Genomic DNA, 23,424 nt, shown 5'->3' with positions numbered 1-23,424 from the left:
CTTATGGGCAGGTTACCCACGTGTTACTCACCCGTCCGCCGCTAACTTCTTGAGAGCAAGCTCTCAATCCATTCGCTCGACTTGCATGTATTAGGCACGCCGCCAGCGTTCATCCTGAGCCAGGATCAAACTCTCCAATAAAGTTAGTTTGTCTAGCATCTAAAAATAAAAATTGACGTTTCACGTTGTTTGTTTCGTTCAGTTTTCAAAGAACTAAAAGCGGGTGAAGAGAATCGAACTCTCGACCAGAGCTTGGAAGGCTCTTGTTTTACCACTAAACTACACCCGCGTGGTCGGGAAGACAGGATTTGAACCTGCGACCCCCTGGTCCCAAACCAGGTGCTCTACCAAGCTGAGCCACTTCCCGTTATGGCGCGCCCGAGAGGAGTCGAACCCCTAACCTCTTGATCCGTAGTCAAACGCTCTATCCAATTGAGCTACGGGCGCTTATTCATGATGTTTTTTCGTCGTTGTATTTTGGCGACTCAATTATCTTATCATACTACATTTTCAAATGCAAGTACTTTTTAAAAAGATTTTTTGATGCGGCCGAGAGGACTTGAACCTCCACGGGGTTTCCCCCACTAGGCCCTCAACCTAGCGCGTCTGCCGTTCCGCCACGACCGCGCGGAAAAAACAAAAGTGAGCCATGAAGGATTCGAACCTTCGACCCTCTGATTAAAAGTCAGATGCTCTACCAACTGAGCTAATGGCTCGTAAATGGCTGGGCTAGCTGGATTCGAACCAGCGCATGACGGAGTCAAAGTCCGTTGCCTTACCGCTTGGCTATAGCCCATCGAAATATTTATCTTCTTTCCAAAGACAAATGTTATTGTAACATAATGTCCAATAAAAAACAACTGCCAAATAGCAGAAGTTAAAATGGCGGTCCCGACCGGGGTCGAACCGGCGATCTCCTGCGTGACAGGCAGGCATGTTAACCACTACACCACGGGACCATTTGGTTGCGGGGACAGGATTTGAACCTGCGACCTTCGGGTTATGAGCCCGACGAGCTACCGTGCTGCTCCACCCCGCGATGATACTATTTATATAATTTATATGGTGGAGGATGACGGGATCGAACCGCCGACCCCCTGCTTGTAAGGCAGGTGCTCTCCCAGCTGAGCTAATCCTCCGAAGTGGTGACCCGTACGGGATTCGAACCCGTGTTACCGCCGTGAAAGGGCGGTGTCTTAACCACTTGACCAACGGGCCAGTATGTATGGCAGAGAAGAAGGGATTCGAACCCTCGCACCGCGTTAGCGATCTACTCCCTTAGCAGGGGAGCCCCTTGAGCCACTTGGGTACTTCTCTGTATGGCTCCGCAGGTAGGACTCGAACCTACGACCGATCGGTTAACAGCCGATAGCTCTACCACTGAGCTACTGCGGAATAATAAAGACAATTTGTATCTTATAAAATTTCTTATCGTAAGTCAAGATGTTTTTTCTCAACATCTTGTACAAACGTGACATGTTTATAATATACTGGATTGCGTTTTCACTGTCAAGATGTTTTCTTTATCAGGTTCAGTTTCCCTTTACACTTTCCGCAGACATATCTTTTTGTATTTATTTGACGTCTTCTTACATATTGAAGCAAACAGCCCATACATTCATACGTATAAACCTTTTTTTCCTTCTCTTCATTAATTATTCGTTTACAGAAGCGTGGCGCATCAACTTCTTTTAACAATTCACGAAAATCTCTATCCCGGTGCTTATAGCCCCTTCCTGTAATATGTAAGTGATAATGACAAAGCTCATGTTTAATGATTCCGACTAACTCTTCTTTCCCATACATTTCGTAATACCGATAATTCAGTTCAATGTTGTGTGTATTCAATAGATAACGTCCACCAGTTGTACGCAACCTACTATTGAACATAGCTCTATGTAAAAATGGCATTCCGAAGTATTGTAGTGATACTTCTTCCACCAGACGCTGTATTTCTTGCTCATCCACTCTCATTCCTCCTAAACTAAAAAATATTTTTACACTTTTCTCCTCCCTTATACATATATTAAATAGTACATATACCCATCCTCATTCAAGAAGCGTGGTTTCTAAAAATATAGCATAAATAGAAATCCACTCACCAACCTCTCATCAATAGTACCTTACATTTTTGAGAGTAGGATTAAACAAGGAGGGATTCCTATGCCTACGTGGCTAAAAAAACAAATGCAACGCGCATATTTTGAAAAAAACCGGTATCAAATTAAATTACTAAATGAATGCTGGTTTTATTATAGCAAAATACATCAAAGCTCATAATCCATTACACGTTTTATCCCATAAAAAAAGAGCAGTTTCATCTGCTCTCTTCTCTTACTATTCAATCGGCAACATGGATAGTGCAACGCGACCTTTTTTCGTATCAATATCATCTACCCATACCTTGACGATTTGTCCGACAGATACAATATCTAACGGATGCTTCACATACTGTTTGCTTAGTTTAGAAATATGTACTAAACCATCTTGTTTTACACCTACATCAACAAAAGCACCAAAATCAACAACGTTACGAACTGTTCCTTCCAGTTCCATACCACGTTTTAAATCTTCTAATTTCAAAATCCCTTTTTTCAGAAGCGGTTTAGGCAACTCATCCCTCATGTCTCGCTCTGGACTAATGAGCGCATCTATAATATCAACTAATGTTGGCTCCCCAACTCCCGTTTCTTGCGATAACTTAGAAATCTCCACTTCTTCTAAGCTCTTTTGTAATTGCAATTGCCCTACGTCATCTTTTGATAACCCTAGACTCTTCAATAACAATTCAACATTTTTATATTGTTCTGGATGAATACCCGTTCGATCTAACGGATTTGCCCCTTCTAATATACGTAAGAAACCTATGCATTGTTCATATGTCTTCGCACCTAGACGCGGTATTTTCTTTAAGTCTGTTCGTTTTGTAAATTTCCCTTCTTCTTCACGCTTTGCCACAATATTTTTCGCAACAGTTTTCGATAAACCCGAAACATATTGCAATAACGCAACTGAAGCTGTATTTACATTCACACCAACTTGGTTAACTGCCGTCTCTACTACAAATGTTAATGATTCATTCAACCTCTTTTGAGATACATCATGTTGGTATTGTCCAACCCCAACTGATTTAGGATCAATCTTCACAAGTTCAGCAAGTGGATCTTGCAGACGTCTCCCAATAGAAACAGCACTTCTTTCTTCAACCTGTAAATTCGGAAATTCCTCACGAGCTAAATCAGAGGCCGAATACACACTCGCACCAGCTTCGTTCACAATAATATAGAAGACTTCTTGTTTCACATTTTGTAATACATCAACTATAAATTCTTCCGATTCTCTAGAAGCTGTACCATTCCCAATCGCAATCATTTCAACTTGATATTTATCTATAATAGAAAGGACTTTCGTTTTTGCATCTTCATATTTACGAACAGGTGGATGCGGATAAATAACATCAATATATAGAACCTTCCCCGTATCATCTACAACAGCTAATTTACAACCAGTTCTATATGCAGGATCTACAGCTAACACAACCTTTCCTTTCATTGGAGGTTGTAATAACAAATTACGTAAGTTCTCAGAGAAAATATGTATCGCTTGTTCCTCAGCTGTTTCTGTTAATTCTTTTCGAATCTCTCTTTCAATGGAGGATTGAATTAATCGTTTATAACCATCCTCAATTGCTAACTTTACATAATGTGCACTTTTAGAATCGTTATCACGAATTACTCTCTTATATAAGAAAGTTACTATCTCATCTACTGGTGGAACAACAGAAACTCTCAATATATCTTCTTTCTCACCGCGATTCATCGCTAATACACGATGCGGTACTACTTTCTGCAACGGTTCTTCATAACTGTAATACATTTCATATATATTCTTTTCATCTTTCTCTTCATCTTTTACGGACGAAGACATAACACCTTTTCTAAAAGTAACATTCCGAATCCAACTACGATAAGCTGCTTCATCTGAAACGATTTCTGCAATAATGTCTTGGGCACCTTGTAATGCTTCTTCTGCAGATTGCACTTCTTTCTCTGCGTTAATAAACTCCACTGCCTTCTGATTTGGATCTTCTTTCTTATATAACAATAACCATTCAGCTAACGGCTCTAGTCCTTTTTCTTTTGCAATCGTTGCTTTCGTTCTTCTTTTCTCTTTATATGGACGATATAAATCTTCTACTTCTTGCAACTTTACAGCTTTAACAATTTGCTGACGTAACTCTCCTGTCAGTTTCCCCTTCTCATCAATAAGACGAAGAACCTCTTCTTTCCTATCTTCAAGCTGCATCATATATTGCCATCTCTCTAAAATTGTACGAATTTGCACTTCATCTAAAGAGCCTGTCCATTCTTTTCGGTAACGAGCAATAAATGGAACTGTGTTACCTTCTTCTGTTAATTGAATAACATGACGAACTTGCTTTTCGGTAAAGCCTAATTCCTTCACTAACATTTTCATTAACGCTTGTCGATTATCTACCATTTCCATATACAACCGTAACCTCCTCTATAATAAAAAAAAGTTGCCCTGTAAAGAGAGCAACTTAAACTGCCGATTTAAAAATCTATTAGTCCTAAACTAATTTGTAGCGCTTCATCTACACGAATCATCATCACTTCATCTAAGTGAGTGATTTTGTCCGTTAAGCGCTGCTTATCGATTGTTCGAATCTGCTCAAGTAAAATAACAGAATCTCTCTCAAAACCGTACTTTTTCGCATCAATTTCCACATGAGTGGGTAATTTAGCTTTTTGAATCTGTGCAGTAATAGCCGCTACAATCACCGTTGGACTAAAACGATTTCCGATGTCATTTTGAATGACAAGAACCGGACGAACGCCTCCTTGCTCAGAACCAACAACTGGGGAAAGGTCTGCAAAATACACGTCGCCGCGTTTTACAATCAAAATATTACCCCCCGCTAACTAAGCGTTCTACTGTATGAGCTGCTTCATACTCTGCTAAGAAAGCTTCCGATGCAATACCAAGATTAATTTTTCCCATTTCAATGTACCCACGTCGCATTGATTCATGTTGGTAGCGTTTCTTCGTCTTATGTTGACGCAATAACAGTTGTGTTGCCTGGCAAATTAGTTCATGGCGATTCTTATTCTCTTGTTTTCCAATTCCGTCCAATTCCGTTACCATTTGCTTTGGCAACCGAACCACGATTTCAGTAGTTACACTTGATTCGGACACAAAAATACACCTCCACCGTCAACTACACACCCAAATATATATATGACACCTATTGTAATAATACCATTGTATGGAGCCTGTTGCAAAGACTTCCTTATTCCTTGCTTATGTTTTCCAATTCACAAACAAAACATTCATATTCTTTTATTTTTATCTTATTACAAACAAGAAACAAAAGAGTTTCCCAGCAAAATTCACGTTAAATTATGTTAAAAGTAATGATAAGTAAAAAGCTTCTCATCAAAAATGAGCTTATTCTTAACCAATGAACAGTCCTCTCAAATGACAAGAAGCAAACCATACTACCTTCTATATATTGTTCAAATAATTGATTACTTCTACAACCTTGCCGTGCCGTATGAATATTCTCGGCACTCGGAAGCTTATCGTTGCAATAATTTCATAATTAATAGTCCCAGAATATTCAGCAACCTCAGTAGCACTAATATACTCATCACCTTGTTTTCCAATGAGTGTAACTTTCGTACCAAGCGGCACTTCACAAGGAAGGTGTATCATGAATTGATCCATTGTTACTCGACCTACAATCGGTACCCTTTTACCATTTATAAGCACTTCGAACCCTTGTAATCTTCTAAGCCATCCATCTGCATATCCAATCGCAACAGTTGCAATCCATTCTTCCGTTTTCGTTCGGTAAGTGACGTTATAACTAATCCCATCCCCTTTAATCACCTGTTTAATATGAGCAACTTTCGTATGCAGTGATAGCGCTGGTTCTAATTTAAACGGTAAAAAAGGGCGTATTTCTACAGACGGAGATAACCCATACATCGCAATGCCAATTCGTACTGCATTAAATGTAATCCCTTGAAAACGTAGCGTTGCAGCACTATTAGCTGTATGGACAAACTTAGGATCCACTCCAAACTCTTTCAACCAACTTAACTGCTGCAAAAATGTGTTATATTGCTTATCAAAGTAAGAAGTCTCCACCTCATCCGCTGTTGCAAAATGTGTATAAACTCCTTCTAGTTCTAAAAATGGCGCACCTTCTAAACTTTTTAAAAACCCTTTTAATTCTTTCCGTTCGCGTATTCCAATTCTTCCCATACCGCTATCGAAATTAATGTGGTATTTCATTGTAGATGAACCATCCCAAAGTTTGATCGCTTCATCCACCCATTCTTTTTGAAAAACAGTTAATGCTACATCATTTTCAGCAGCTACATTGACATCACGAGGCGGGGAAGGACCTAACACTAAAATCGGCATAGTAATACCAGCCCTTCGAAGCACTAGAGCTTCATCTAAAAAGGCAACCGCTAACCTTGTCGCCCCTGCTTCTAATGCCGTTTTAGCTACCGGTACATAATCGTGTCCATATGCATTCGCCTTGACTACAGCAAAAATCTCTACATCACTTGGAATGAAATCTTTAATGTGTGTAATATTGTTATAGATCGCATCTAAATCCACTTCCACCCAAGTGTCACGGTAAAATGGTGCTTCTTCCATAAATACACTTCCTTATACACGATATGCGAAGCTTATTCTTTTATATGCTTCTTTTATGAAATCCACCCTTCAAACTAAGAAAAGACGTGGTGCACATATATCACCACGTCTAAGAAGTTTACTTCACTTGCTTCTCTGTAACTGAACGAGCAACCATTAATAGCTCCTTCGGCTCTAAACCTTTAGACACGAGCATATATTCTACTCCGTTATGCGACCACGTTAAAGAATCTTTCGTCAATGCCCCAATTGTAAAGCCAAGATCAACCAATTCTCCGCTCACACTTATCGCTGACGAAGCCTCTGCAACTTTTGCCTTTTCTTGTATCAAAGTAAAGGATTTCTTACTTCCAGTGTATGTGAGTATCGCACGCTTGCCACTGTCTGTCTTCAACTCTTTTTCATCTTTCAAAACCATACCTTGCGGCGTATCACGCGGATACAAAATAGCAAATGGTTTGTCTTCTTTCGCTGTTGTTTGAACATCTACTTGCGCTCTAGACATATTTTGTTTCGTATCAAATGCACCTTTATCAAATTTCGCATCAAATTTCACTTTTGAGAAATCTACTTTCACAAGAACATTTTGATCATTATCCATTAACTTCACCGAAACTGGTGTTAAATCACTTTTCTTCAATGTAATCTCTTGTTTCGGCAACATGTTTTGATGTTGATAGTTTGTTTTTGTTTTAAAAATATAATACTTATCTGTTTTTTCAAAAGTAAGGTTTTTCTTATCCTGCAAAATATCTCTCACAAGGGATTCATATAAATAAGCCTGGCTACTATTTTGCGGCCAATCACTTTGGAAACGGAAACTCTTATTAAGTGCTGGCGTTAATACAAATACCCCTTCTTCATTTCTTAAAATAATTTGGCTTTGATCTTTTTTCGCATTCTGCAAATTCACACGATAAAAAGAAGGTTCCTTATGCCATATTTCTACCTTGTACTCCTGAGGCTCATTCCCTGTTTTAATAGATAATTTTGCTTCAGCTTGATAACTTTTCATCCCTTTTACTTTCGCCTCTAAATCTCTCACAACATCATCTTGTTTCTTTTCCATACAACCCGCCAACACAAAAACGGTTAATAAACCGACAAGAACTAAAAACAGACGCCTTTTCATCACTTCAGCCCCTTTGCCCCTATAAATGAATGGAAGATGTACCTTCCTTATCGCTACATCAAATATATGAGACAAAGATATAAAATATGCAGACTAGCGTGACGAGCTTTCTAAAACAACTTGAGCAACAGCAAATTCCTTACTATGACTAATTGATAAATGAACAATATGCTCTGTACTTGTAACGAGAATCGGCTTACCTCTATCATCATTCCTTACTTCAATATCTAAAAAACTTACTTCTTTTCCAATACCAGTTCCTACCGCTTTTGAATACGCCTCTTTCGCTGCAAATCTTCCAGCTACAAACTCTGTAAGGCGACTTCCCTTCAGCTCCTTAGCAACATTACGTTCACTTTCAGTTAAAATACGCTCCATAAATTTAAGTTTTCCATCTAGCATTTTTTCAATTCGATTCAATTCAATAATATCGATTCCAATCCCTACAATCATTTCAAAATCCCCTTCTTCTATTTAGCTTTCTTTTTTCATATTGTAAGAATAACAGAGAATCTTTCTGATGCAAAAGGAGTGATACTCACAACATGCTAATACCTTCTGCCCGCATTTCCTTACAACCAATCGTCATCGCTTTACTTCTCATACAATTAGTCATGATTATGTTAGGCGACTTTCTTCTCTTTCCCATGGCATCCTACAATGAATATATCGCTAAAGGAGAATGGTGGCGTCTCATAACTTCCTTACTTGTACATGTAGACTTACAACATTTCCTTTCTAATAGTATTTGTTTATTTGTGCTTGGCTCTTCTATTGAAAAACAACTAGGGCACTTTTCTTTCATCATTATTTTTTTCCTTTCTGGAATTCTTGGAAATATTTCTTCTTATCTCATTATGCCTCTTGAATATATTCATGCCGGGGCATCTGGTGGTATTTTCGGATTGCTAGGTGCACAATTATTTCTATTGTATAGTCGATATCGTTCTTCCAATCCAAGAGACATTGCTATTTTTTCAATCATGATATGTATATTACTACTATTCACTTTCTTCAATCCCTCCGCTAACCCTATAAGCCATTTAACAGGATTGATTATTGGTGGTATTTTCACTCCTTTATTAACAAAAAAATTCGATGGTGCAGAGCTTATTTAATATAAAAGCTCGCACCATCGACAATTTCTACATCTGTTTGTTTACTTAAATCTCTCATTAGTTGAAATAAAGACTCATCCTTCTTCTTCGCTTCAATCATACAATCAATTTGCGGAACACTTCCCTTTATCTTTTTTAAAAAAGATAAAAAAGTATCTACATCAATAAAGTCCGCATGCGCTCTCGGGTCTTTTCCCTCTCTAGGACTAGAAATGTGCATTTTCACTGGTAACAAAGACGATTCCCACGTATGTACAACACGCGCCCAATCTTCATGCCAATCTTCTCGATCATTATTCATCATATGGTGATGCAAATCAAACACGACTGGAATATCTAATTTTTCACCTAAATACAATGTTTCTTCTAAAGAAAAGGTCGTATCATCATTTTCTAATATGACCATCTCTTGGATACTCCTTGGAACACTTGACCAATTTTCTATAAAGCGTTCTAATGCGAGTTCCTTATCTTTATAACCTCCACCCACATGTAATACGCATCGTTGCTTATGTTCAATTCCCATACCTTTTAATAATTTTTTATGCATCTGCAATGTCTTTACAGATTGTTTAAAAATATTCTTCTCAGGTGAATTCAGCACAACGAAATGATCTGGATGAAAATCAATACGCATGTTCATTCGAATAGCGTAATCACCTAGTACTTTTAAATTTTCTTTTAAGGGGCGAATATAGTTCCACTCTAATAACTCCTCATGATTCGCTAAAGGAACAAGCTTGGAACTAAGCCGAAAGAAAGATATGTCATGCCCTTTATTATGCTTTAATAACCGTAAACAATTTTCTAAATTCGAATTAGCAATTCTTTCGAGTTTACGAATTGCAGCCTCTCGATCACCAATTCGTTGAAACTGCGCATATGTCATCGTTTGAGATGGAGATGCATTCTTTAAATGTACACTCATCGCAACATATCCAAGTCTTACAAGCATGTAGCACCTCTTTTCTACACAAGTTATTATGTAGTATGTACAATTACAGAAATAAAAAAAGAGAATGCCAGCAAAGGGCATTCTCTTTTTTATTAAGCTTGTGGACGGCTATGATGTTTTCTTTCGCCACGTCCATTTGAAGATCCAGGGCGACCTTGACCTTCACCTTTACGACCACGGCTACCACCATCACGATTGCGATCACGGTTACGGCCATCGCCACCACGGCTACCACCATCACGATTGCGATCGCGGTTACGACCATCGCCACCGCCGCGTCCGTCACGACTACGATTACGGTTACCATCACGGTATCCGCCTCCGTTACCGCCGCGTTTTTTAGAACCGCCACCTCTTGAAACAACTGGTGGTTCTGACGTTAAAGCGATTGGAGTTGTATCTGGCTCTTTTGTCATCATTTTTAAAGCAGCAGCTACTACTGTTACAGAATCATTCTCTTCTAACATTTCTTCTGCAATACGCTTGTAGTATGATAAATTATCATTTTCAATTGTGCTTTGAAGTTTTTCAGCGATTAAACGTTGTTGACCTTCTAATGCCTCGTCAAGTGTCGGTGCTTCCATACGATCAACTTTACGTTTTGTAGTGCGCTCGATATTTTTTAATTGTCCTGATTCACGTGGTGTTACAAATAACATTGCAATACCTTTTTTACCTGCACGGCCAGTACGACCGATACGGTGAACGTATGATTCTGGATCTTGTGGGATATCGAAGTTATATACATGTGTTACGCCTGAAATATCAAGACCACGTGCAGCAACGTCTGTTGCAACAAGAACTTCAATAGCACCTTCTTTAAATTTACGTAATACAGACATACGCTTCGCTTGTGTTAAGTCACCGTGAATACCTTCTGCTGCATAACCACGTAAGTTTAATGCTTCTGATAATTCATCAACACGACGCTTTGTACGACCGAATACGATTGCAAGCTCTGGAGATTGAATATCTAATAAGCGTGTTAACACGTCAAACTTTTTCTTTTCTTGCACTTCTAAATAGAACTGCTGAATGTTTGGCATTGTTACTTCTTTTGCTTTTACTTTAATGTGTTGAGGCTCAGTCATGAAACGCTCAGCAATACGACGGATTGGATCTGGCATTGTCGCTGAGAATAATAATGTTTGATGTGTATCTGGCACATCTGTTAAAATCGCTTCAATATCTTCAATGAAGCCCATGTTTAACATTTCATCCGCTTCGTCAAGAACAACTGTCTCTACGTTTTGTAAGCGAAGTGTTTTACGGTTAATATGATCTAAAATACGACCCGGCGTACCAACAATAATGTGTGGGTGTTTTTTTAGAGCACGAATTTGGCGGTTAATATCTTGACCACCATAGATTGGTAAAATACGAACGCGTTTATGTTTACCAATTTTGTACAGCTCTTCTCCAACTTGAATTGCTAATTCACGCGTTGGCGCGATAACAATACCTTGAACTGCTTCTTTATTTGTATCCACTTTATCTAATAGTGGTAATCCGAATGCTGCTGTTTTCCCTGTACCTGTTTGCGCTTGCCCAATAATATCCTTACCTTGCAATGCATGTGGAATTGTTTCAGCTTGAATCGGCGTAGCCTCTTCAAAGCCCATACTTTCAACAGATTGTAGTAAAGACTCACTTAATCCTAATTCTCGAAATGTTGTCAATGTTACTTCTCCTTTTCTATCCTATACTTATCATTTAAAAAAAGGCGTTTTCCGAATTTGCGGAAAAGCCCTTTTCCTGAATGCTCACGTATATAAACGGGCGTATATTCTTCGCGAAAATACTTCTAAACGTTATTACACTTTATCAATTATAAGTTTTGTATGTGCAAAAAGCAAACCCAACTGTTACCTTATTTTCATATTCAGAGTTTTTTTCTTCACTTTTATTTTTTTATATTTACTGTAAGCGCTTATTATAAGTTTCTTCTATTTTCGCATCTATCATCCCTATTTATATACACCAATTATTTCAACATCGTAATTACTTCTTCCAATTTCATGCCGCGAGATGCTTTTATTAATACAACATCTTTCACATCAACTACTGCTTGTAACTCTTTTACTAGCTCCTCTTTATTATCATACGCTTTTACACGCTCAATAGGGAAATTAATTTTCGCTCCTTCAGCAATTTGAGCCCCTAATTTACCATATGTGAACACATATGAGATTTTTGCTGGATCGATTAATTTACCTACCTCATAATGGAATTGTACTTCTTGATCACCAAGTTCTAGCATATCACCAAGTACAACAATTTTTTTAGCAAATCCATCTAAACCATTCATTAGGTGGAACGCTGCTTCCATAGCCGTTGGACTTGCATTATAAGCATCATTGATAATTGTTAAACCACTATTTGTTTTTACAATTTCCATACGCATGCCTGTCATTTGAAGTGTTACTAAACCTTCTTTCATCTCTTCCCACGTTACACCAAAATATTTCGCAATTGCCATTGAAGCAAGCGTATTGTACACGTTGTGTTTTCCTAATACTGGTAAGTAGAATGAAATATTTTCTTCTCTATTCATTTTAAAATGTGTCCCAGTTGCCTGTAATGTTACAGTCGTTGGATAGTAATCATTTGCTCTAGCATCACCAAACGTAACTGTTTCAGCTATTAAATTCATTTCAGGAACACGATTTGTTAATAATGGCTCATCTCCGTTATATACGAATACTCCACCTTCTTGTAATCCTGTCACAATTTCTAATTTCGCTTCAGCAATTGCTTCACGAGAGCCTAAGTCCATTAAATGTGCCTCACCAATGTTCGTAATGATAGCTGCATTTGGACGTGCTAACTTAGATAAGAATTCAATTTCCCCTCGGCTGGACATACCCATCTCTAATACAGCTACTTCTGTATTTTCTTCTAAGTTTAAAATAGTAAGAGGTAACCCAATATGGTTATTAAAGTTTCCTTCTGTTTTTTGAACTTTGAATTTAGTCGCAAGAAGACTTGTTACAATATCTTTTGTAGATGTTTTACCGTTACTCCCTGTCACACCAATAACTTTCACATCCAATTGATTGCGATAGTTTTTCGCTAACATTTGTAATGCTGATAACGTGTCTTCCACAAAAATAACGGGAAGATTCTCAGGTGGATTTGCTACATCTTTCATCCATAATGTCGCCACAGCTCCATTTTCAACGGCTTTATCTACAAAAGCATGTCCATCGAAACGTTCACCTTGAATCGGAACATATAAGTTTCCATTTTCAATTTTTCTCGTATCAATAGAGACTCCTTGTATAGTAATTCCCTCATATTGCTCTGCTAATCCCGTACCATTTACCATCTGTTCTACTTGTTTTAACGTTCGATTTATCATGAGAACACTCCTTACATAGAGGAAGCACTATTCCTGCGAATAGTGCTTCCTCCTTTTTTGTTAGATTGTATATTTAATTTTTTGTTTTTCTTCGTGACGCTCAATCGCTAAACGAATTAGCTCTTCAATTAATTCCGGATACGGTAATCCAGTATGTTGCCATAGTAGAGGGAACATACTAAACGGCGTAAACCCTGGCATCGTATTCACTTCGTTAATATATACTTCTCCGTCTTTCGTTAAGAAGAAATCAGCTCTTGTTAAGCCAGCACTATCTAAAGATTGGAATGCAATAATCGCATCTCGCTTAATGACATTAGACTCTTCTTCTGTCATTTCAGCCGGAATGATTAATGCTGTATCACCATCGATATATTTCGACTTATAATCATAGAAGTCCTTTTTCGGTACGATTTCACCTACAACTGAACATTTCGGTTCATCATTACCTAATACACCAACTTCTACTTCACGTCCAACTATATTTTCTTCTACAATAATTTTGCGGTCAAATTGGAACGCCTCTTCAAATGCATTCTCAAGCTCTTCACGATTTTTACACTTATTAATACCAACACTTGAACCAAGGTTTGCTGGTTTTACGAAGCAAGGATATCCTAAAACTTCTTCTACTTTTTCATATGCTGTTTCACGATCTTTTTCCCATGCACTACGAATAAACGATGCATACTTCGCTTGTTTCAATCCAGCTTCTGCGAAGATGTTTTTCATAACAACTTTATCCATACCAGCAGCAGATGCTAGAACACCATTTCCTACATAAGGAATGTTCATTAATTCTAATAATCCTTGAACCGTTCCATCTTCACCATTTGGTCCATGTAGTAATGGGAAAATAACGTCGATAGCGTTTTCCTCAGAAGCTGCAGATGGAATGATTTCTGTGCTTAATGATAACGGAGAAATCGCATTTTCTGCGCCGCTCATTTTTAGAACTTCAACATCTGTTACTTCACCTTCAATACGCTCACCGCGCACCCATTGACCTTGTTCTGTAATATAAATTGGATGAATCTCGAATTTATCTTGATTTAATGCTTTAATAGCAGCAAGAGCCGTTTGTAGCGAAACTTGATGCTCAGCTGATTTTCCACCATATAATAAACCTAATTTAATTTTTGTCACTGAAATCACCCTAACCAATTGTTTTCATTTTTCTATTTTAGCACTTTTTATAAAAATAGGTAGTTCCTATTTGAAATAAAATGTAACTTCCACAAATAATTAAATGACACCACTTATTGGTTTTCTATACTTTTTCTACTTAACTTTCTTCATAAATATACAAAATTAAATTCTAAAATACAGTGAAACTTTAATTAACGAGGGGCCATCCCCACTAATTATCAGCCCGCACCAATCGGACAGTTATCTCCCGCCGAATTTTGAGGTGGAAGTCTTACTGCCCATAAATAGCGGGATAAAATTGTAATCCAATCTAGTTATGTACCTAAAATATGTAGAAATCCCCTTTTTGTGTATGTCATCTACTCATTAAGAAGACTGTTTGGTCAGTGTGCCTTTTTGCCTTTGCTCAACGAGACGATCTAAAGAAACATATACAATACCTGCAACTACACATCCTACAGCTAAAATTGTAAATAGAAAGTGGCCAAGTAATCGATCCAATAAAAAACCGCCAAGAAGTGGACCGAATGCGCCTCCTGTAATCCACTGCAAACTGGCAGCTCCCATATAAGTCCCTCTCAAGTGCTCAGGGGCCAAATTCGCTACAAACGTCATCTGTACAGGCGACATAATCATCTCACCTAACGTATATATGGCATAAACGAACAGCAACGTTATTAAAATAATCGTAGCATTTGCATCAAATTCTCCAAACCACTTCGGTAACCATCCTATAAAGAACAAACCAACACCGAACAAACATGCACCATATAACATCGTCTTTCCGACAGGTTTATCTGTGGCCCATTTTGAAATTTGAAATTGGAACAACACAACTAATAGTCCATTTAAAGCCATTAAATATGGATATGGATTGTTAGTTCCAAAAATGCCTTTCATTTCATTATCAAAGTGCAGCGGCAACATGCCCTCTGTTTGAGAAAATCCCATCGAAATAATGATACCTGCTAACAAATAAATCATTAGTGCCTTATCTCTCATTACAATTTTCCAAACCGCCTCTGATTCCTTTTCTTTATTTTCTTCTTTATTCGCACTCTTTGGCATTGTCTCTTGAATAAGAATGAATACAAGTAATGCATAAAATAACATCGTAGACGAGGCAATAATAAACACAAGGTTCTTCGACAACATAACTACTGAAGCACCCATTATCGGTCCAATTGCAGCACCTATATTGTGCCCCATTCGTAATAAACCATATGCTTCTGTTCTTTTTTCAGGTGCTGTTACATCCGCAACCATTGCTGATGCAGCGGGATGGAATAATGAATTGCTGAGCCCTAAAAAAATAGATAAAATAGCATAAGGAATAAATCCTTCTATAAATAAAAAACCTAGCATGAACAAAGCATTACTCACCATTGAAAAAATCATTATTGGCTTTCTTCCATATATATCAGCAATCCTCCCACCAAGAAGAGAACCGAAACTTGCGGCAATCGGAGAAAGTGCCATAATAACCCCTACTTCCAATAACGAATCCACCTTATCTTTTAAATATAGGGCAAAAAAAGGCATCAACATCATCATTGCAATTCCATTTAACGTTTCGCCAATAAACCGAATCCATATGTTTCGGTCCATCTCCCTTAACTCACGCCACGTATTTTTCATACATTCCCCCCTCATTTCCCCAACAATTATATTATATACACAATCAGAAAAATGTAAATTTTCAGAACAAAAAATCCATCCTAACAGAATTAGAATGGATTTTTCAACTTATAAATTCGCTGCATCTTCTTCGTCTTTACTATTATTTAAAGCACTATGTTTTCGGCTATATAAGAAGTAAACCGCAATACCGATAACCATCCATACCCCAAAACTAATCCAAGCAGTTCCGGATAACTGAAGCATTAAATATAAACAAAAAATCACCGTTAATGCTGGTAAAAATGGTACAAGTGGTGCCTTAAATGCTCTTGGTAAATCCGGATGAGTTCTTCTCATTACAATAACAGCAACAGCTACAAGTGCAAAGGCTGATAAAGTCCCCATATTTACAAGATGCGCTAACACATTTAAATCTATTAATCCTGAAATAAGTGCTGCAATAATTCCTGTTGTCCATGTATTTAAAAATGGTGTTTTAAATTTCGGATGGACTTTAGCAAGGCGCTTCGGCAATAATCCATCTCTACTCATTGCATACGAAACACGTACTTGCCCATACATCATAACTAACATTACTGTTGTGATTCCTGTAATTGCTCCTACTGAAATTACTCCCGCTAAACTATCTTGTCCAATAAATTGAAGTGCAAAAGCAACTGGATCTGATATATTTAACTGTCCGTATGGAACAATTCCTGTCAAAATAAGTGAAACAACAATATAAAGAACCGTACAAATTAATAAAGATGCAATAATGCCAATTGGTAAATCACGTTGTGGACGTTTCACTTCTTCTGCTGCCGTTGAAACTGCATCAAACCCTATGAATGCAAAAAACACTGTAGCAGCTCCAGCCATTACACCATCTAAGCCAAACGGCATAAAAGGTGTCCAATTTTCAGGTTTTACATAATTAAAACCAGCAAAGATAAATATGAGAACAACCGCTAATTTAATAAACACCATAATGTTATTTATTCGTGCACTTTCACGAACACCTCTAGATAAAAGAACTGTCATTACTAAAATAATTAGAACCGCAGGCAAATCAATTATTCCACCCTTTCCTGTACCAGGGGCCGAGGAGAGAATGGTAGGAATATGGATCCCAAATCCCTTTAATAAAGATTGAAAATAAGCGGACCAACCGTTTGCTACAGCAGATGTAGCGAGTAAATACTCAAGCATTAAGTCCCATCCAATTAAAAATGCGAATACCTCTCCCATCGTCGCATATGTGTACGTATACACACTGCCTGAGACAGGAACTGAAGAAGCGAATTCAGCATAACAAAATGCAGCAAAGGCACAGGCTAACGCGGCTATCGCAAATGATAATATAATAGCTGGCCCAGAATGTTTTGCTGCTACCACGCCCGTTAGAACAAAAATACCTGTTCCAACAATTGCCCCGATTCCAAGCATAGTTAAATCCAATGCACCCAATGTTCTTGCTAACGTCTTTTGCTTACTCTCTTGCATTAGCTTTGCAATAGGCTTCTTTTGAAAAATTTGCTTCATAGCATGCTCCTCCAAGTTTTAAATTTTCTGAAAATTTTTAATTCGCTTTTTTATTTTACTCATTGCACTTTCCCCAGTCAATACTTTTGTCGAAATAAGTAGAAATCTTTCGGAACATACAATATCCTTATCGTTGTTTCTATATATCTTTCCGTATTTTTTTTGGTATTATTATACATGTCGATTCCACAAAAGAGGCATGCTCACTTATTGAGCATGCCTCTTTTTACCTATTTCACAGTATGTGAACCTTCTTCAATCCAGCTATACATATATTTTTCATCTTCTGTTTCATGTGCTTGCTTTACAATACGAAGCGGACGGAACGTATCTATCATAACAGCTAGTTCAAGTGTTTCTTTCTTCCCTATACTTCCCTCTGTTTTCCCAGGATGCGGCCCATGAGGAATTCCGCTCGGATGAAGTGTAATAGAACCTTCTTCCACACCTTTCCGGCTCATAAAGTTTCCTTCTACATAGTACAGTACTTCATCACTATTCACGTTACTATGATAATATGGTGCCGGAATAGATTCTGGATGATAGTCGTATAAACGTGGTACGAAAGAACAAATAACGAAATTGTGACCTTCGAACGTTTGATGTACTGGAGGTGGCTGATGAATACGACCTGTGATTGGTTCAAAGTCCTCTACATTAAAGACCCACGGATATAAATAGCCATCCCAACCAACAACATCTAACGGATGGTGCCCTAAAACATGTTTATGCATATAGCCTCGCGACTTTGTCATTACGACAAACTCACCTTTTTGATCATACGTCTCTAATTTTTCAGGACCACGAATATCTCTCTCACAAAACGGACTATGCTCTAACAATTGTCCATATTCATTCCGATAACGACGCGGCGTTGTGATTTGACTATTTGCCTCTACAACAAGAAACTTAGTCTCTCCCTCATCTGGAATAACACGATAAATCGTTCCAATTGGGATTGTTACATAATCACCTTTTCGATAGTGAATCGTTCCAAACATCGTTTCAATTTTCCCTGTTCCGTAATGAACAAATAACATTTCATCACCATCACCATTACGGTAGAAATAGTCCATTTTTTCTGTTGGAGCCACTACTCCAATTAATAAATCCTCATTCCCAAGCATAAAATTCCTTCCGCTTACTGCATCGCCAGTTTTTTTATTTTCTTTCGTGCGAAAATGACGATGAGCAAGAGCTACATCTTCTTCATACTGCAACTGACAAGAATGAGATAATGCCGCATGACCTACTTCCGTTGGCATATAATGATGGTACAAAATAGATTGCGTACCAGAAAAACCTTTTGTTCCCATTACCTGTTCGCGATAAAGCGACCCATCTTTTTTACGGAATTGTACATGTCGTTTATGAGGTAGCTCCCCCATGTGACGATAAAACATGCCCATCACCTGCTTCCATTTCTTTTTTGACCGTATTACGTAACGTACCTAAACCAGTAATCGTAAGTTCTACAACATCCCCATCTTGCAGCCACTCTTCCGTACCCAGTTCTAAAACACAACCTGTTCCTACTGTCCCAGAACCAATCACATCGCCTGGATATAACGTAACGTCTTCCGAAGCACGTTCAATCATTTCAGCAAATGTATAGTAAATATCTTGGAAGTTCCCCTTTGATAATAGCTTTCCATTTACATGAGCAGTCATCTCTAACTCATAACGGTCACCGTTACGATAAACATCCAATTCCTCTTTCGTAACAAGGTGCGCTCCTAATGAAGTTGCAAAATCTTTTCCTTTTGCTGGACCAAGTCCTACCTTCATTTCTGTTGCTTGTAAGTCCCTTGCACTCCAGTCGTTCATAATACAATAACCAAAAATGTATTCCTCTGCTTGCTCACGAGAAATATTTCTTCCTTCTTTCCCAATTACGCAAGCGATCTCTAACTCATAATCAAGCTTTTTAGATTTCTTCGGACCAATTACAAAATCATCTGGACCAATTACAGCACGATGGTTCGTAAAATAAAAAACCGGGATATCGTACCATTCAGGTACAACCTCTAGCCCTCTCCGGCCGCGGGCCGTTTTTACATGCTGTTCAAACGCGTAAAAATCCCGAATACTACTCGGATTAGGAATTGCCGCCGCTAATTGCACTTCCTCTAAGGAATATATACCCTTTTCCGGATTCTCCATATTACGCAATACTTCTACATACTCATCCGCTTTCTCTAAAAAGGCGAACATAGAAGAAGGTAATTTTCCATCACTAGCAAGATTCATATCAATTACTTTGTCACCTTCAAGCCATCCAGCTCGCATTTCTTTCGAAGGAAGACGAAATGTAACAAATTTCATCATGATTCCTCCCTATGAAAATGAAATTTCCACCAGCAAAGAGACTTTTGCTGGTGGATACAAATCTTATAAGTTTCCGCGACGTTCCTGTTCTCTTTCAATTGATTCAAATAATGCTTTAAAGTTCCCTTCTCCAAATCCGCGAGAACCTTTACGTTGAATAATTTCAATAAATAAAGTTGGACGATCTACAATTGGTTTCGTAAAGATTTGTAGTAAGTATCCTTCCTCATCGCGATCTACTAAAATCTTTAATTCTTTTAACCTATCAATTTCTTCATCAATTTTCCCAACTCGCGCACTTAACTCATCATAATAAGTATCAGGTGTATCTAAAAACTCCACGCCATTTTCACGAAGTGCTTCCACTGTTTTAACGATATCGCTTGTTAATAAAGCAAGATGTTGTACACCTGCTCCATTATAGAATTCTAGATATTCTTGAATTTGCGATTTTCTCTTTCCATCTGCTGGCTCGTTAATAGGGAACTTAATACGACTTCCATTTGTCATAACTTTCGACATTAATGCTGAATACTCTGTACTAATATCGTCATCATCAAAATGAATCATTTGTTTAAAGCCCATAACATTCTCATAATAGCTAACCCATTCTTCCATTTTCTCAACATTACCAACTACGTGATCTACAGCAATTAAACCTGACTCTTCAAATGGAATGTTAAACTCCACTTGTTGGAATCCTGGCATAAATGTTCCTTTATAATTTTTACGCTCTACAAGCGTGTGAATTGTATCACCATACGTACCAATAACTGCTTTTTTCAGTGTACCGTTCTCGTCTGTTAATTCCACAGGTGGAGCAATTGCAACGGCACCACGTTTTACAGCTTCCGAATATGCTTTGTCAACATCGTCAACAAGTAAAGCAACATCTTTTACACCATCACCATGTGTCTTTACAAATTCTGCGATACGATTATCGCTACTTAAAGCTCCAGACACAACAAAACGCATATTTTTTTGCACAAGAACATAAGATACCTTTTCACGGTTACCAGTTTCTAATCCAGAGTAAGCCACAATTTTGAACCCGAATGCTCTCGCGAGGTAATAACTTGATTGCTTTGCATTTCCTACGTAAAATTCCAAATGATCTACATCACGTACCGGAAAAAAGTCCTCCATTTGTGCAGCTAGCGTATCCATAGATTTTTGTTTCATAAAATCCTCATCCCCCTGTAAATAGATTAAATGGTTCATACTTAAAACCAACCGAAAACGCTTCCAACATCAATTAATAGAAATTAGTTAGCAAGCTAACAAATTCTGACCTTTAAAATTTTCTATCTTTTCTGTCAAATTCCTCTTTTTTTCTTACATATAAAATTCGACTTTTTTCTCTTTACATGACGGAGGGAATATTCATACTTGAAGGTATATAGGAGAGGAAAACAAAAAAGACCCCAACATATTAACTACTTACTAATATGCTAGAGTCTTTATTTTTTTTGAATGATTGTATTTATATGTCTCATACTAATACATTTGCAAGGAATAAAATAAATGATGTTAATACTACCGCTCCACCTAATGATCCTAATAAATCTGTTTTTGTTACTTGTAACACTTGTTCACTGTTCATATTCCTCATTCTCCTTTCATTTTGTATAATTTAAAACTTCTATTATACTAATACGCTTGATAGAAATACGATTAATGCCGTTAATACTACTGCTCCACTTGCTGATCCTACGAAGTCACCTTTTGTTACTTGTAATACTTGCTCTTTCATTTTGCATTCTCCTCTCTTTTTCTTTTATTACAAAACTTCTATTATACTAATACGCTTGATAGAAATACGATTAATGCCGTTAATACTACTGCTCCACTTGCTGATCCTACGAAGTCACCTTTTGTTACTTGTAATACTTGCTCTTTCATTTTGCATTCTCCTCTCTTTTTCTTTTATTACAAAACTTCTATTATACTAATACGCTTGATAGAAATACGATTAATGGCTGATCCTACGAAGTCACCTTTTGTTACTTGTAATACTTGCTCTTTCATTTTGCATTCTCCTCTCTTTTTCTTTTATTACAAAACTTCTATTATACTAATACGCTTGATAGAAATACGATTAATGCTGTTAATACTACTGCTCCACTTGCTGATCCTACGAAGTCACCTTTTGTTACTTGTAATACTTGCTCTTTCATTTTATGTATCCTCCTTTTTAATAAGTTATCTATATGTAATTTCTAAGAAATGTTTATTTCATAGTTTTTATGTTAGCGTTACATTAAAGTTATTAACGTAACGTTTGTAACATTAATGTAACATAACTATTGTTACGTTGCAATATAATTACGTAAATTTTATTACACTTTTTTTACGTTTTTTATAAACACCCTTAAAAACCCTGTTTTAATGCACTTTCTACTAAGTTGACATTTGTAATGTTATTGTAATATTACAGTCATATAACGAAACACCCTCATACCTACCTCTATTTTTGTTACAAATTAAAGTGCATATTCAAAGTAATAAGATGGCGCCTATCAACTTTTTACTGACGGTTCACGCAAGATAAAATACGATCTTTCCAAGATAAGTTTATATGTTTCCTCTATATAACTATGTATAATAAAAGCAAAGAGGTGGTCATTTTGAAATTAATCGCATTAGATATGGATGGTACGCTACTATCATCTAATCTTGAAATCTCCAAGGAGAACTTACAAGCTATCCAAACTGCAAAAGAGGCTGGTCATATAGTCATGATTTGTTCTGGTCGTGCAAAAGAGGATGCTTTAAAATTATTGGAAGAATATAAACTATCTCTTCCAGTTGGAGCGAGCAATGGGGCAATTGTTTATGTGGATGGAAAAGTAATTAACTCGCGTTGTTTACAAAACGATAAAGTATACAAGCTTGCAAAATTACTAGAATCTGAAGGTTTTCCTTATAAGCTATATACGAATAAAGGAGTTTATTCTCCATATACATGGCAAGATCAAGTCATGCAAGCGTTCGAAGAAAACAAGCATGCACTAGATGTTACACTTGAAGAACTTGAAAGAATTACAGAAAAACAAAAGAAATCAAACTTAATTACTGATTTCCAAAAAATCGAAGATGTTGTAAATAATCCAGAATTAGAAATATCTAAATTCTTCATTTTGACATTTAATGCAGCGCATCGTGCACAGCTATTAAGCATGTTACAAGAAGACACTGATATTTCAGTTACAGCATCAGCTCCTACTAATGTAGAAATTATGGATAAGCACGGTCATAAAGGGAACGGTCTACAAGAAATGGCTGCTTATTTCAATATACCAATTGAAGATACTATTGCGATCGGGGACAACTTTAATGATGTGCCAATGTTACAAGTAGCTGGCTTATCAGTTGCAATGGGAAATGCTGAAGAAGATGTAAAAAAACTATGTGATGTCGTAACATTAACAAATAATGAGCATGGTGTTGCTCACGCAATCGAGAAATTTGTATTGAAACAAACTTCATCTAGTAAATAAAAAAAGGACTCTTTCAATTTGAA

Annotated in this window: 24 protein-coding genes, 12 tRNA genes and 1 rRNA gene; 3 read left to right on the top strand and 34 right to left on the bottom strand. The window is 37.3% G+C overall.

Features of this window, described 5'->3' with window-relative positions:
• The 14 genes from DN389_RS25355 to DN389_RS25290 form a co-directional block, all read right to left on the bottom strand.
• Positions 1-141, bottom strand: a 16S ribosomal RNA gene (locus DN389_RS25355); the annotation flags it as partial.
• A 77-nt stretch (positions 142-218) separates the two neighbouring features.
• Positions 219-289, bottom strand: a tRNA-Gly gene (locus DN389_RS25350).
• Position 290: 1 nt separating this feature from the next.
• Positions 291-367: transfer RNA gene (locus tag DN389_RS25345), tRNA-Pro, on the bottom strand.
• A gap of 3 nt (positions 368-370) precedes the next feature.
• A tRNA-Arg gene (locus DN389_RS25340) sits at positions 371-447 on the bottom strand.
• 97 nt (positions 448-544) lie between these two features.
• Positions 545-627, bottom strand: a tRNA-Leu gene (locus DN389_RS25335).
• Between the two features lie 16 nt (positions 628-643).
• A tRNA-Lys gene (locus DN389_RS25330) sits at positions 644-716 on the bottom strand.
• Between the two features lie 5 nt (positions 717-721).
• Positions 722-796: transfer RNA gene (locus DN389_RS25325), tRNA-Gln, on the bottom strand.
• Positions 797-883: 87 nt separating this feature from the next.
• Positions 884-959 (bottom strand) — tRNA-Asp (locus DN389_RS25320).
• Positions 960-962: 3 nt separating this feature from the next.
• Positions 963-1,039, bottom strand: a tRNA-Met gene (locus tag DN389_RS25315).
• Positions 1,040-1,063: 24 nt separating this feature from the next.
• Positions 1,064-1,139 (bottom strand) — tRNA-Val (locus DN389_RS25310).
• A 4-nt stretch (positions 1,140-1,143) separates the two neighbouring features.
• Positions 1,144-1,218, bottom strand: a tRNA-Glu gene (locus DN389_RS25305).
• Positions 1,219-1,226: 8 nt separating this feature from the next.
• Positions 1,227-1,317: transfer RNA gene (locus DN389_RS25300), tRNA-Ser, on the bottom strand.
• A gap of 3 nt (positions 1,318-1,320) precedes the next feature.
• Positions 1,321-1,395: transfer RNA gene (locus tag DN389_RS25295), tRNA-Asn, on the bottom strand.
• Between the two features lie 114 nt (positions 1,396-1,509).
• Positions 1,510-1,968, bottom strand: a complete 459-nt coding sequence (locus DN389_RS25290) for a SprT family protein (RefSeq protein ID WP_000344252.1) — start codon at positions 1,966-1,968, stop codon at positions 1,510-1,512.
• A 195-nt stretch (positions 1,969-2,163) separates the two neighbouring features.
• Here DN389_RS25290 and cmpA point away from each other — a divergent pair, with 195 nt between their 5' ends.
• Positions 2,164-2,280 (top strand): cortex morphogenetic protein CmpA, encoded by a 117-nt coding sequence (cmpA, locus tag DN389_RS25285; RefSeq protein WP_001143642.1) that lies wholly within the window; start codon positions 2,164-2,166, stop codon positions 2,278-2,280.
• Between the two features lie 57 nt (positions 2,281-2,337).
• Here cmpA and DN389_RS25280 read toward each other — a convergent pair whose 3' ends face one another.
• The 6 genes from DN389_RS25280 to acpS all read right to left on the bottom strand — a co-directional run bounded on the left by DN389_RS25280 (position 2,338) and on the right by acpS (position 8,281).
• Positions 2,338-4,506 carry a Tex family protein gene (locus DN389_RS25280; protein ID WP_000426249.1) on the bottom strand — a complete coding sequence of 723 codons (2,169 nt, stop codon included), beginning with the start codon at positions 4,504-4,506 and terminating at the stop codon, positions 2,338-2,340.
• 68 nt (positions 4,507-4,574) lie between these two features.
• The gene (ndoA, locus tag DN389_RS25275; protein ID WP_000635963.1) at positions 4,575-4,925 is read right to left on the bottom strand and encodes a type II toxin-antitoxin system endoribonuclease NdoA; all 351 of its coding nucleotides are present in this window, start codon (positions 4,923-4,925) and stop codon (positions 4,575-4,577) included.
• A gap of 4 nt (positions 4,926-4,929) precedes the next feature.
• A complete protein-coding gene (locus DN389_RS25270; protein WP_000004570.1) occupies positions 4,930-5,217 on the bottom strand; it encodes an antitoxin EndoAI in 288 nt (95 codons plus the stop codon).
• 309 nt (positions 5,218-5,526) lie between these two features.
• Entirely contained in the window at positions 5,527-6,696 is a 1,170-nt protein-coding gene (gene alr / locus DN389_RS25265) for an alanine racemase (protein ID WP_098189271.1), read from the bottom strand.
• A 118-nt stretch (positions 6,697-6,814) separates the two neighbouring features.
• Positions 6,815-7,765 (bottom strand): LolA family protein, encoded by a 951-nt coding sequence (locus DN389_RS25260; protein ID WP_002096914.1) that lies wholly within the window; start codon positions 7,763-7,765, stop codon positions 6,815-6,817.
• 156 nt (positions 7,766-7,921) lie between these two features.
• Positions 7,922-8,281, bottom strand: a complete 360-nt coding sequence (acpS, locus tag DN389_RS25255) for a holo-ACP synthase (RefSeq protein WP_000635044.1) — start codon at positions 8,279-8,281, stop codon at positions 7,922-7,924.
• Positions 8,282-8,373: 92 nt separating this feature from the next.
• Here acpS and DN389_RS25250 point away from each other — a divergent pair, with 92 nt between their 5' ends.
• The gene (locus DN389_RS25250) at positions 8,374-8,946 is read left to right on the top strand and encodes a rhomboid family intramembrane serine protease (RefSeq protein ID WP_060486423.1); all 573 of its coding nucleotides are present in this window, start codon (positions 8,374-8,376) and stop codon (positions 8,944-8,946) included.
• Here the strand turns inward: DN389_RS25250 and uvsE are convergent.
• The 14 genes from uvsE to DN389_RS25180 all read right to left on the bottom strand — a co-directional run bounded on the left by uvsE (position 8,939) and on the right by DN389_RS25180 (position 22,078).
• Complete coding sequence (gene uvsE / locus DN389_RS25245) at positions 8,939-9,901, bottom strand: UV DNA damage repair endonuclease UvsE (protein ID WP_060486422.1); 963 nt, start codon at positions 9,899-9,901, stop codon at positions 8,939-8,941. The two genes, DN389_RS25250 and uvsE, sit on opposite strands and share 8 nt — an antisense overlap.
• Before the next feature lie 92 nt (positions 9,902-9,993).
• Entirely contained in the window at positions 9,994-11,580 is a 1,587-nt protein-coding gene (cshA, locus tag DN389_RS25240) for a degradosome RNA helicase CshA (RefSeq protein ID WP_000206596.1), read from the bottom strand.
• A gap of 305 nt (positions 11,581-11,885) precedes the next feature.
• On the bottom strand, positions 11,886-13,262 hold the full coding sequence (gene murF, locus DN389_RS25235; RefSeq protein WP_088121136.1) for a UDP-N-acetylmuramoyl-tripeptide--D-alanyl-D-alanine ligase: 1,377 nt from the start codon (positions 13,260-13,262) through the stop codon (positions 11,886-11,888).
• 60 nt (positions 13,263-13,322) lie between these two features.
• Positions 13,323-14,408 carry a D-alanine--D-alanine ligase gene (locus DN389_RS25230; protein ID WP_088121135.1) on the bottom strand — a complete coding sequence of 362 codons (1,086 nt, stop codon included), beginning with the start codon at positions 14,406-14,408 and terminating at the stop codon, positions 13,323-13,325.
• Between the two features lie 369 nt (positions 14,409-14,777).
• Positions 14,778-16,049, bottom strand: coding sequence for an MDR family MFS transporter (locus DN389_RS25225; protein ID WP_060486419.1), 1,272 nt, complete (start codon positions 16,047-16,049; stop codon positions 14,778-14,780).
• A 108-nt stretch (positions 16,050-16,157) separates the two neighbouring features.
• Entirely contained in the window at positions 16,158-17,573 is a 1,416-nt protein-coding gene (locus DN389_RS25220) for a branched-chain amino acid transporter BcaP (protein WP_000809356.1), read from the bottom strand.
• Between the two features lie 230 nt (positions 17,574-17,803).
• Entirely contained in the window at positions 17,804-18,976 is a 1,173-nt protein-coding gene (locus DN389_RS25215) for a homogentisate 1,2-dioxygenase (protein ID WP_048542891.1), read from the bottom strand.
• Positions 18,942-19,898: a fumarylacetoacetate hydrolase family protein gene (locus tag DN389_RS25210; protein WP_000674024.1), complete on the bottom strand. Its 957-nt coding sequence runs from the start codon at positions 19,896-19,898 to the stop codon at positions 18,942-18,944. The genes DN389_RS25215 and DN389_RS25210 overlap by 35 nt, the downstream gene beginning before the upstream one ends.
• Before the next feature lie 66 nt (positions 19,899-19,964).
• Positions 19,965-21,083: a 4-hydroxyphenylpyruvate dioxygenase gene (gene hppD / locus DN389_RS25205; protein WP_000810916.1), complete on the bottom strand. Its 1,119-nt coding sequence runs from the start codon at positions 21,081-21,083 to the stop codon at positions 19,965-19,967.
• 310 nt (positions 21,084-21,393) lie between these two features.
• Positions 21,394-21,504, bottom strand: a complete 111-nt coding sequence (locus DN389_RS25200) for a DUF3948 family protein (RefSeq protein ID WP_001083700.1) — start codon at positions 21,502-21,504, stop codon at positions 21,394-21,396.
• Between the two features lie 42 nt (positions 21,505-21,546).
• The gene (locus DN389_RS25195) at positions 21,547-21,654 is read right to left on the bottom strand and encodes a DUF3948 family protein (protein WP_000664237.1); all 108 of its coding nucleotides are present in this window, start codon (positions 21,652-21,654) and stop codon (positions 21,547-21,549) included.
• A gap of 41 nt (positions 21,655-21,695) precedes the next feature.
• On the bottom strand, positions 21,696-21,803 hold the full coding sequence (locus DN389_RS25190; RefSeq protein ID WP_000664237.1) for a DUF3948 family protein: 108 nt from the start codon (positions 21,801-21,803) through the stop codon (positions 21,696-21,698).
• A gap of 27 nt (positions 21,804-21,830) precedes the next feature.
• Positions 21,831-21,929, bottom strand: coding sequence for a DUF3948 family protein (locus tag DN389_RS25185; protein WP_149237728.1), 99 nt, complete (start codon positions 21,927-21,929; stop codon positions 21,831-21,833).
• 41 nt (positions 21,930-21,970) lie between these two features.
• The gene (locus tag DN389_RS25180; RefSeq protein ID WP_000664237.1) at positions 21,971-22,078 is read right to left on the bottom strand and encodes a DUF3948 family protein; all 108 of its coding nucleotides are present in this window, start codon (positions 22,076-22,078) and stop codon (positions 21,971-21,973) included.
• Positions 22,079-22,528: 450 nt separating this feature from the next.
• On the opposite strand from DN389_RS25180, the gene DN389_RS25175 reads away from it, so the two are divergent.
• Positions 22,529-23,401, top strand: a complete 873-nt coding sequence (locus DN389_RS25175) for a Cof-type HAD-IIB family hydrolase (protein ID WP_000766409.1) — start codon at positions 22,529-22,531, stop codon at positions 23,399-23,401.
• Positions 23,402-23,424: the final 23 nt, after the last annotated feature.

The organism is Bacillus sp. AY3-1 (genome assembly GCF_008368785.1).
Taxonomy (GTDB): Bacteria; Bacillota; Bacilli; order Bacillales; family Bacillaceae_G; genus Bacillus_A; species Bacillus_A wiedmannii.
The sequence above is the reverse complement of the archived record's forward strand: the minus strand, read 5'-3'. Positions and strand labels throughout refer to the sequence as shown.

What these genes read in the sequence shown, in the direction of transcription:
- uvsE (WP_060486422.1), bottom strand. Translation starts at nt 9,901, where the DNA reads ATGCTTGTAAGACTTGGATATGTTGCGATGAGTGTACATTTAAAGAAT.
- DN389_RS25200 (WP_001083700.1), bottom strand. Translation starts at nt 21,504, where the DNA reads ATGAACAGTGAACAAGTGTTACAAGTAACAAAAACAGATTTATTAGGA.
- DN389_RS25225 (WP_060486419.1), bottom strand. Translation starts at nt 16,049, where the DNA reads ATGAAAAATACGTGGCGTGAGTTAAGGGAGATGGACCGAAACATATGG.
- DN389_RS25250 (WP_060486423.1), top strand. Translation starts at nt 8,374, where the DNA reads ATGCTAATACCTTCTGCCCGCATTTCCTTACAACCAATCGTCATCGCT.
- DN389_RS25195 (WP_000664237.1), bottom strand. Translation starts at nt 21,654, where the DNA reads ATGAAAGAGCAAGTATTACAAGTAACAAAAGGTGACTTCGTAGGATCA.
- hppD (WP_000810916.1), bottom strand. Translation starts at nt 21,083, where the DNA reads ATGAAACAAAAATCTATGGATACGCTAGCTGCACAAATGGAGGACTTT.
- DN389_RS25280 (WP_000426249.1), bottom strand. Translation starts at nt 4,506, where the DNA reads ATGGAAATGGTAGATAATCGACAAGCGTTAATGAAAATGTTAGTGAAG.
- alr (WP_098189271.1), bottom strand. Translation starts at nt 6,696, where the DNA reads ATGGAAGAAGCACCATTTTACCGTGACACTTGGGTGGAAGTGGATTTA.
- DN389_RS25190 (WP_000664237.1), bottom strand. Translation starts at nt 21,803, where the DNA reads ATGAAAGAGCAAGTATTACAAGTAACAAAAGGTGACTTCGTAGGATCA.
- murF (WP_088121136.1), bottom strand. Translation starts at nt 13,262, where the DNA reads ATGATAAATCGAACGTTAAAACAAGTAGAACAGATGGTAAATGGTACG.
- DN389_RS25220 (WP_000809356.1), bottom strand. Translation starts at nt 17,573, where the DNA reads ATGAAGCAAATTTTTCAAAAGAAGCCTATTGCAAAGCTAATGCAAGAG.
- acpS (WP_000635044.1), bottom strand. Translation starts at nt 8,281, where the DNA reads ATGATTGTAGGGATTGGAATCGATATTATTGAATTGAATCGAATTGAA.
- DN389_RS25260 (WP_002096914.1), bottom strand. Translation starts at nt 7,765, where the DNA reads ATGGAAAAGAAACAAGATGATGTTGTGAGAGATTTAGAGGCGAAAGTA.
- DN389_RS25215 (WP_048542891.1), bottom strand. Translation starts at nt 18,976, where the DNA reads ATGTTTTATCGTCACATGGGGGAGCTACCTCATAAACGACATGTACAA.
- cmpA (WP_001143642.1), top strand. Translation starts at nt 2,164, where the DNA reads ATGCCTACGTGGCTAAAAAAACAAATGCAACGCGCATATTTTGAAAAA.
- DN389_RS25210 (WP_000674024.1), bottom strand. Translation starts at nt 19,898, where the DNA reads ATGAAATTTGTTACATTTCGTCTTCCTTCGAAAGAAATGCGAGCTGGA.
- DN389_RS25180 (WP_000664237.1), bottom strand. Translation starts at nt 22,078, where the DNA reads ATGAAAGAGCAAGTATTACAAGTAACAAAAGGTGACTTCGTAGGATCA.
- DN389_RS25185 (WP_149237728.1), bottom strand. Translation starts at nt 21,929, where the DNA reads ATGAAAGAGCAAGTATTACAAGTAACAAAAGGTGACTTCGTAGGATCA.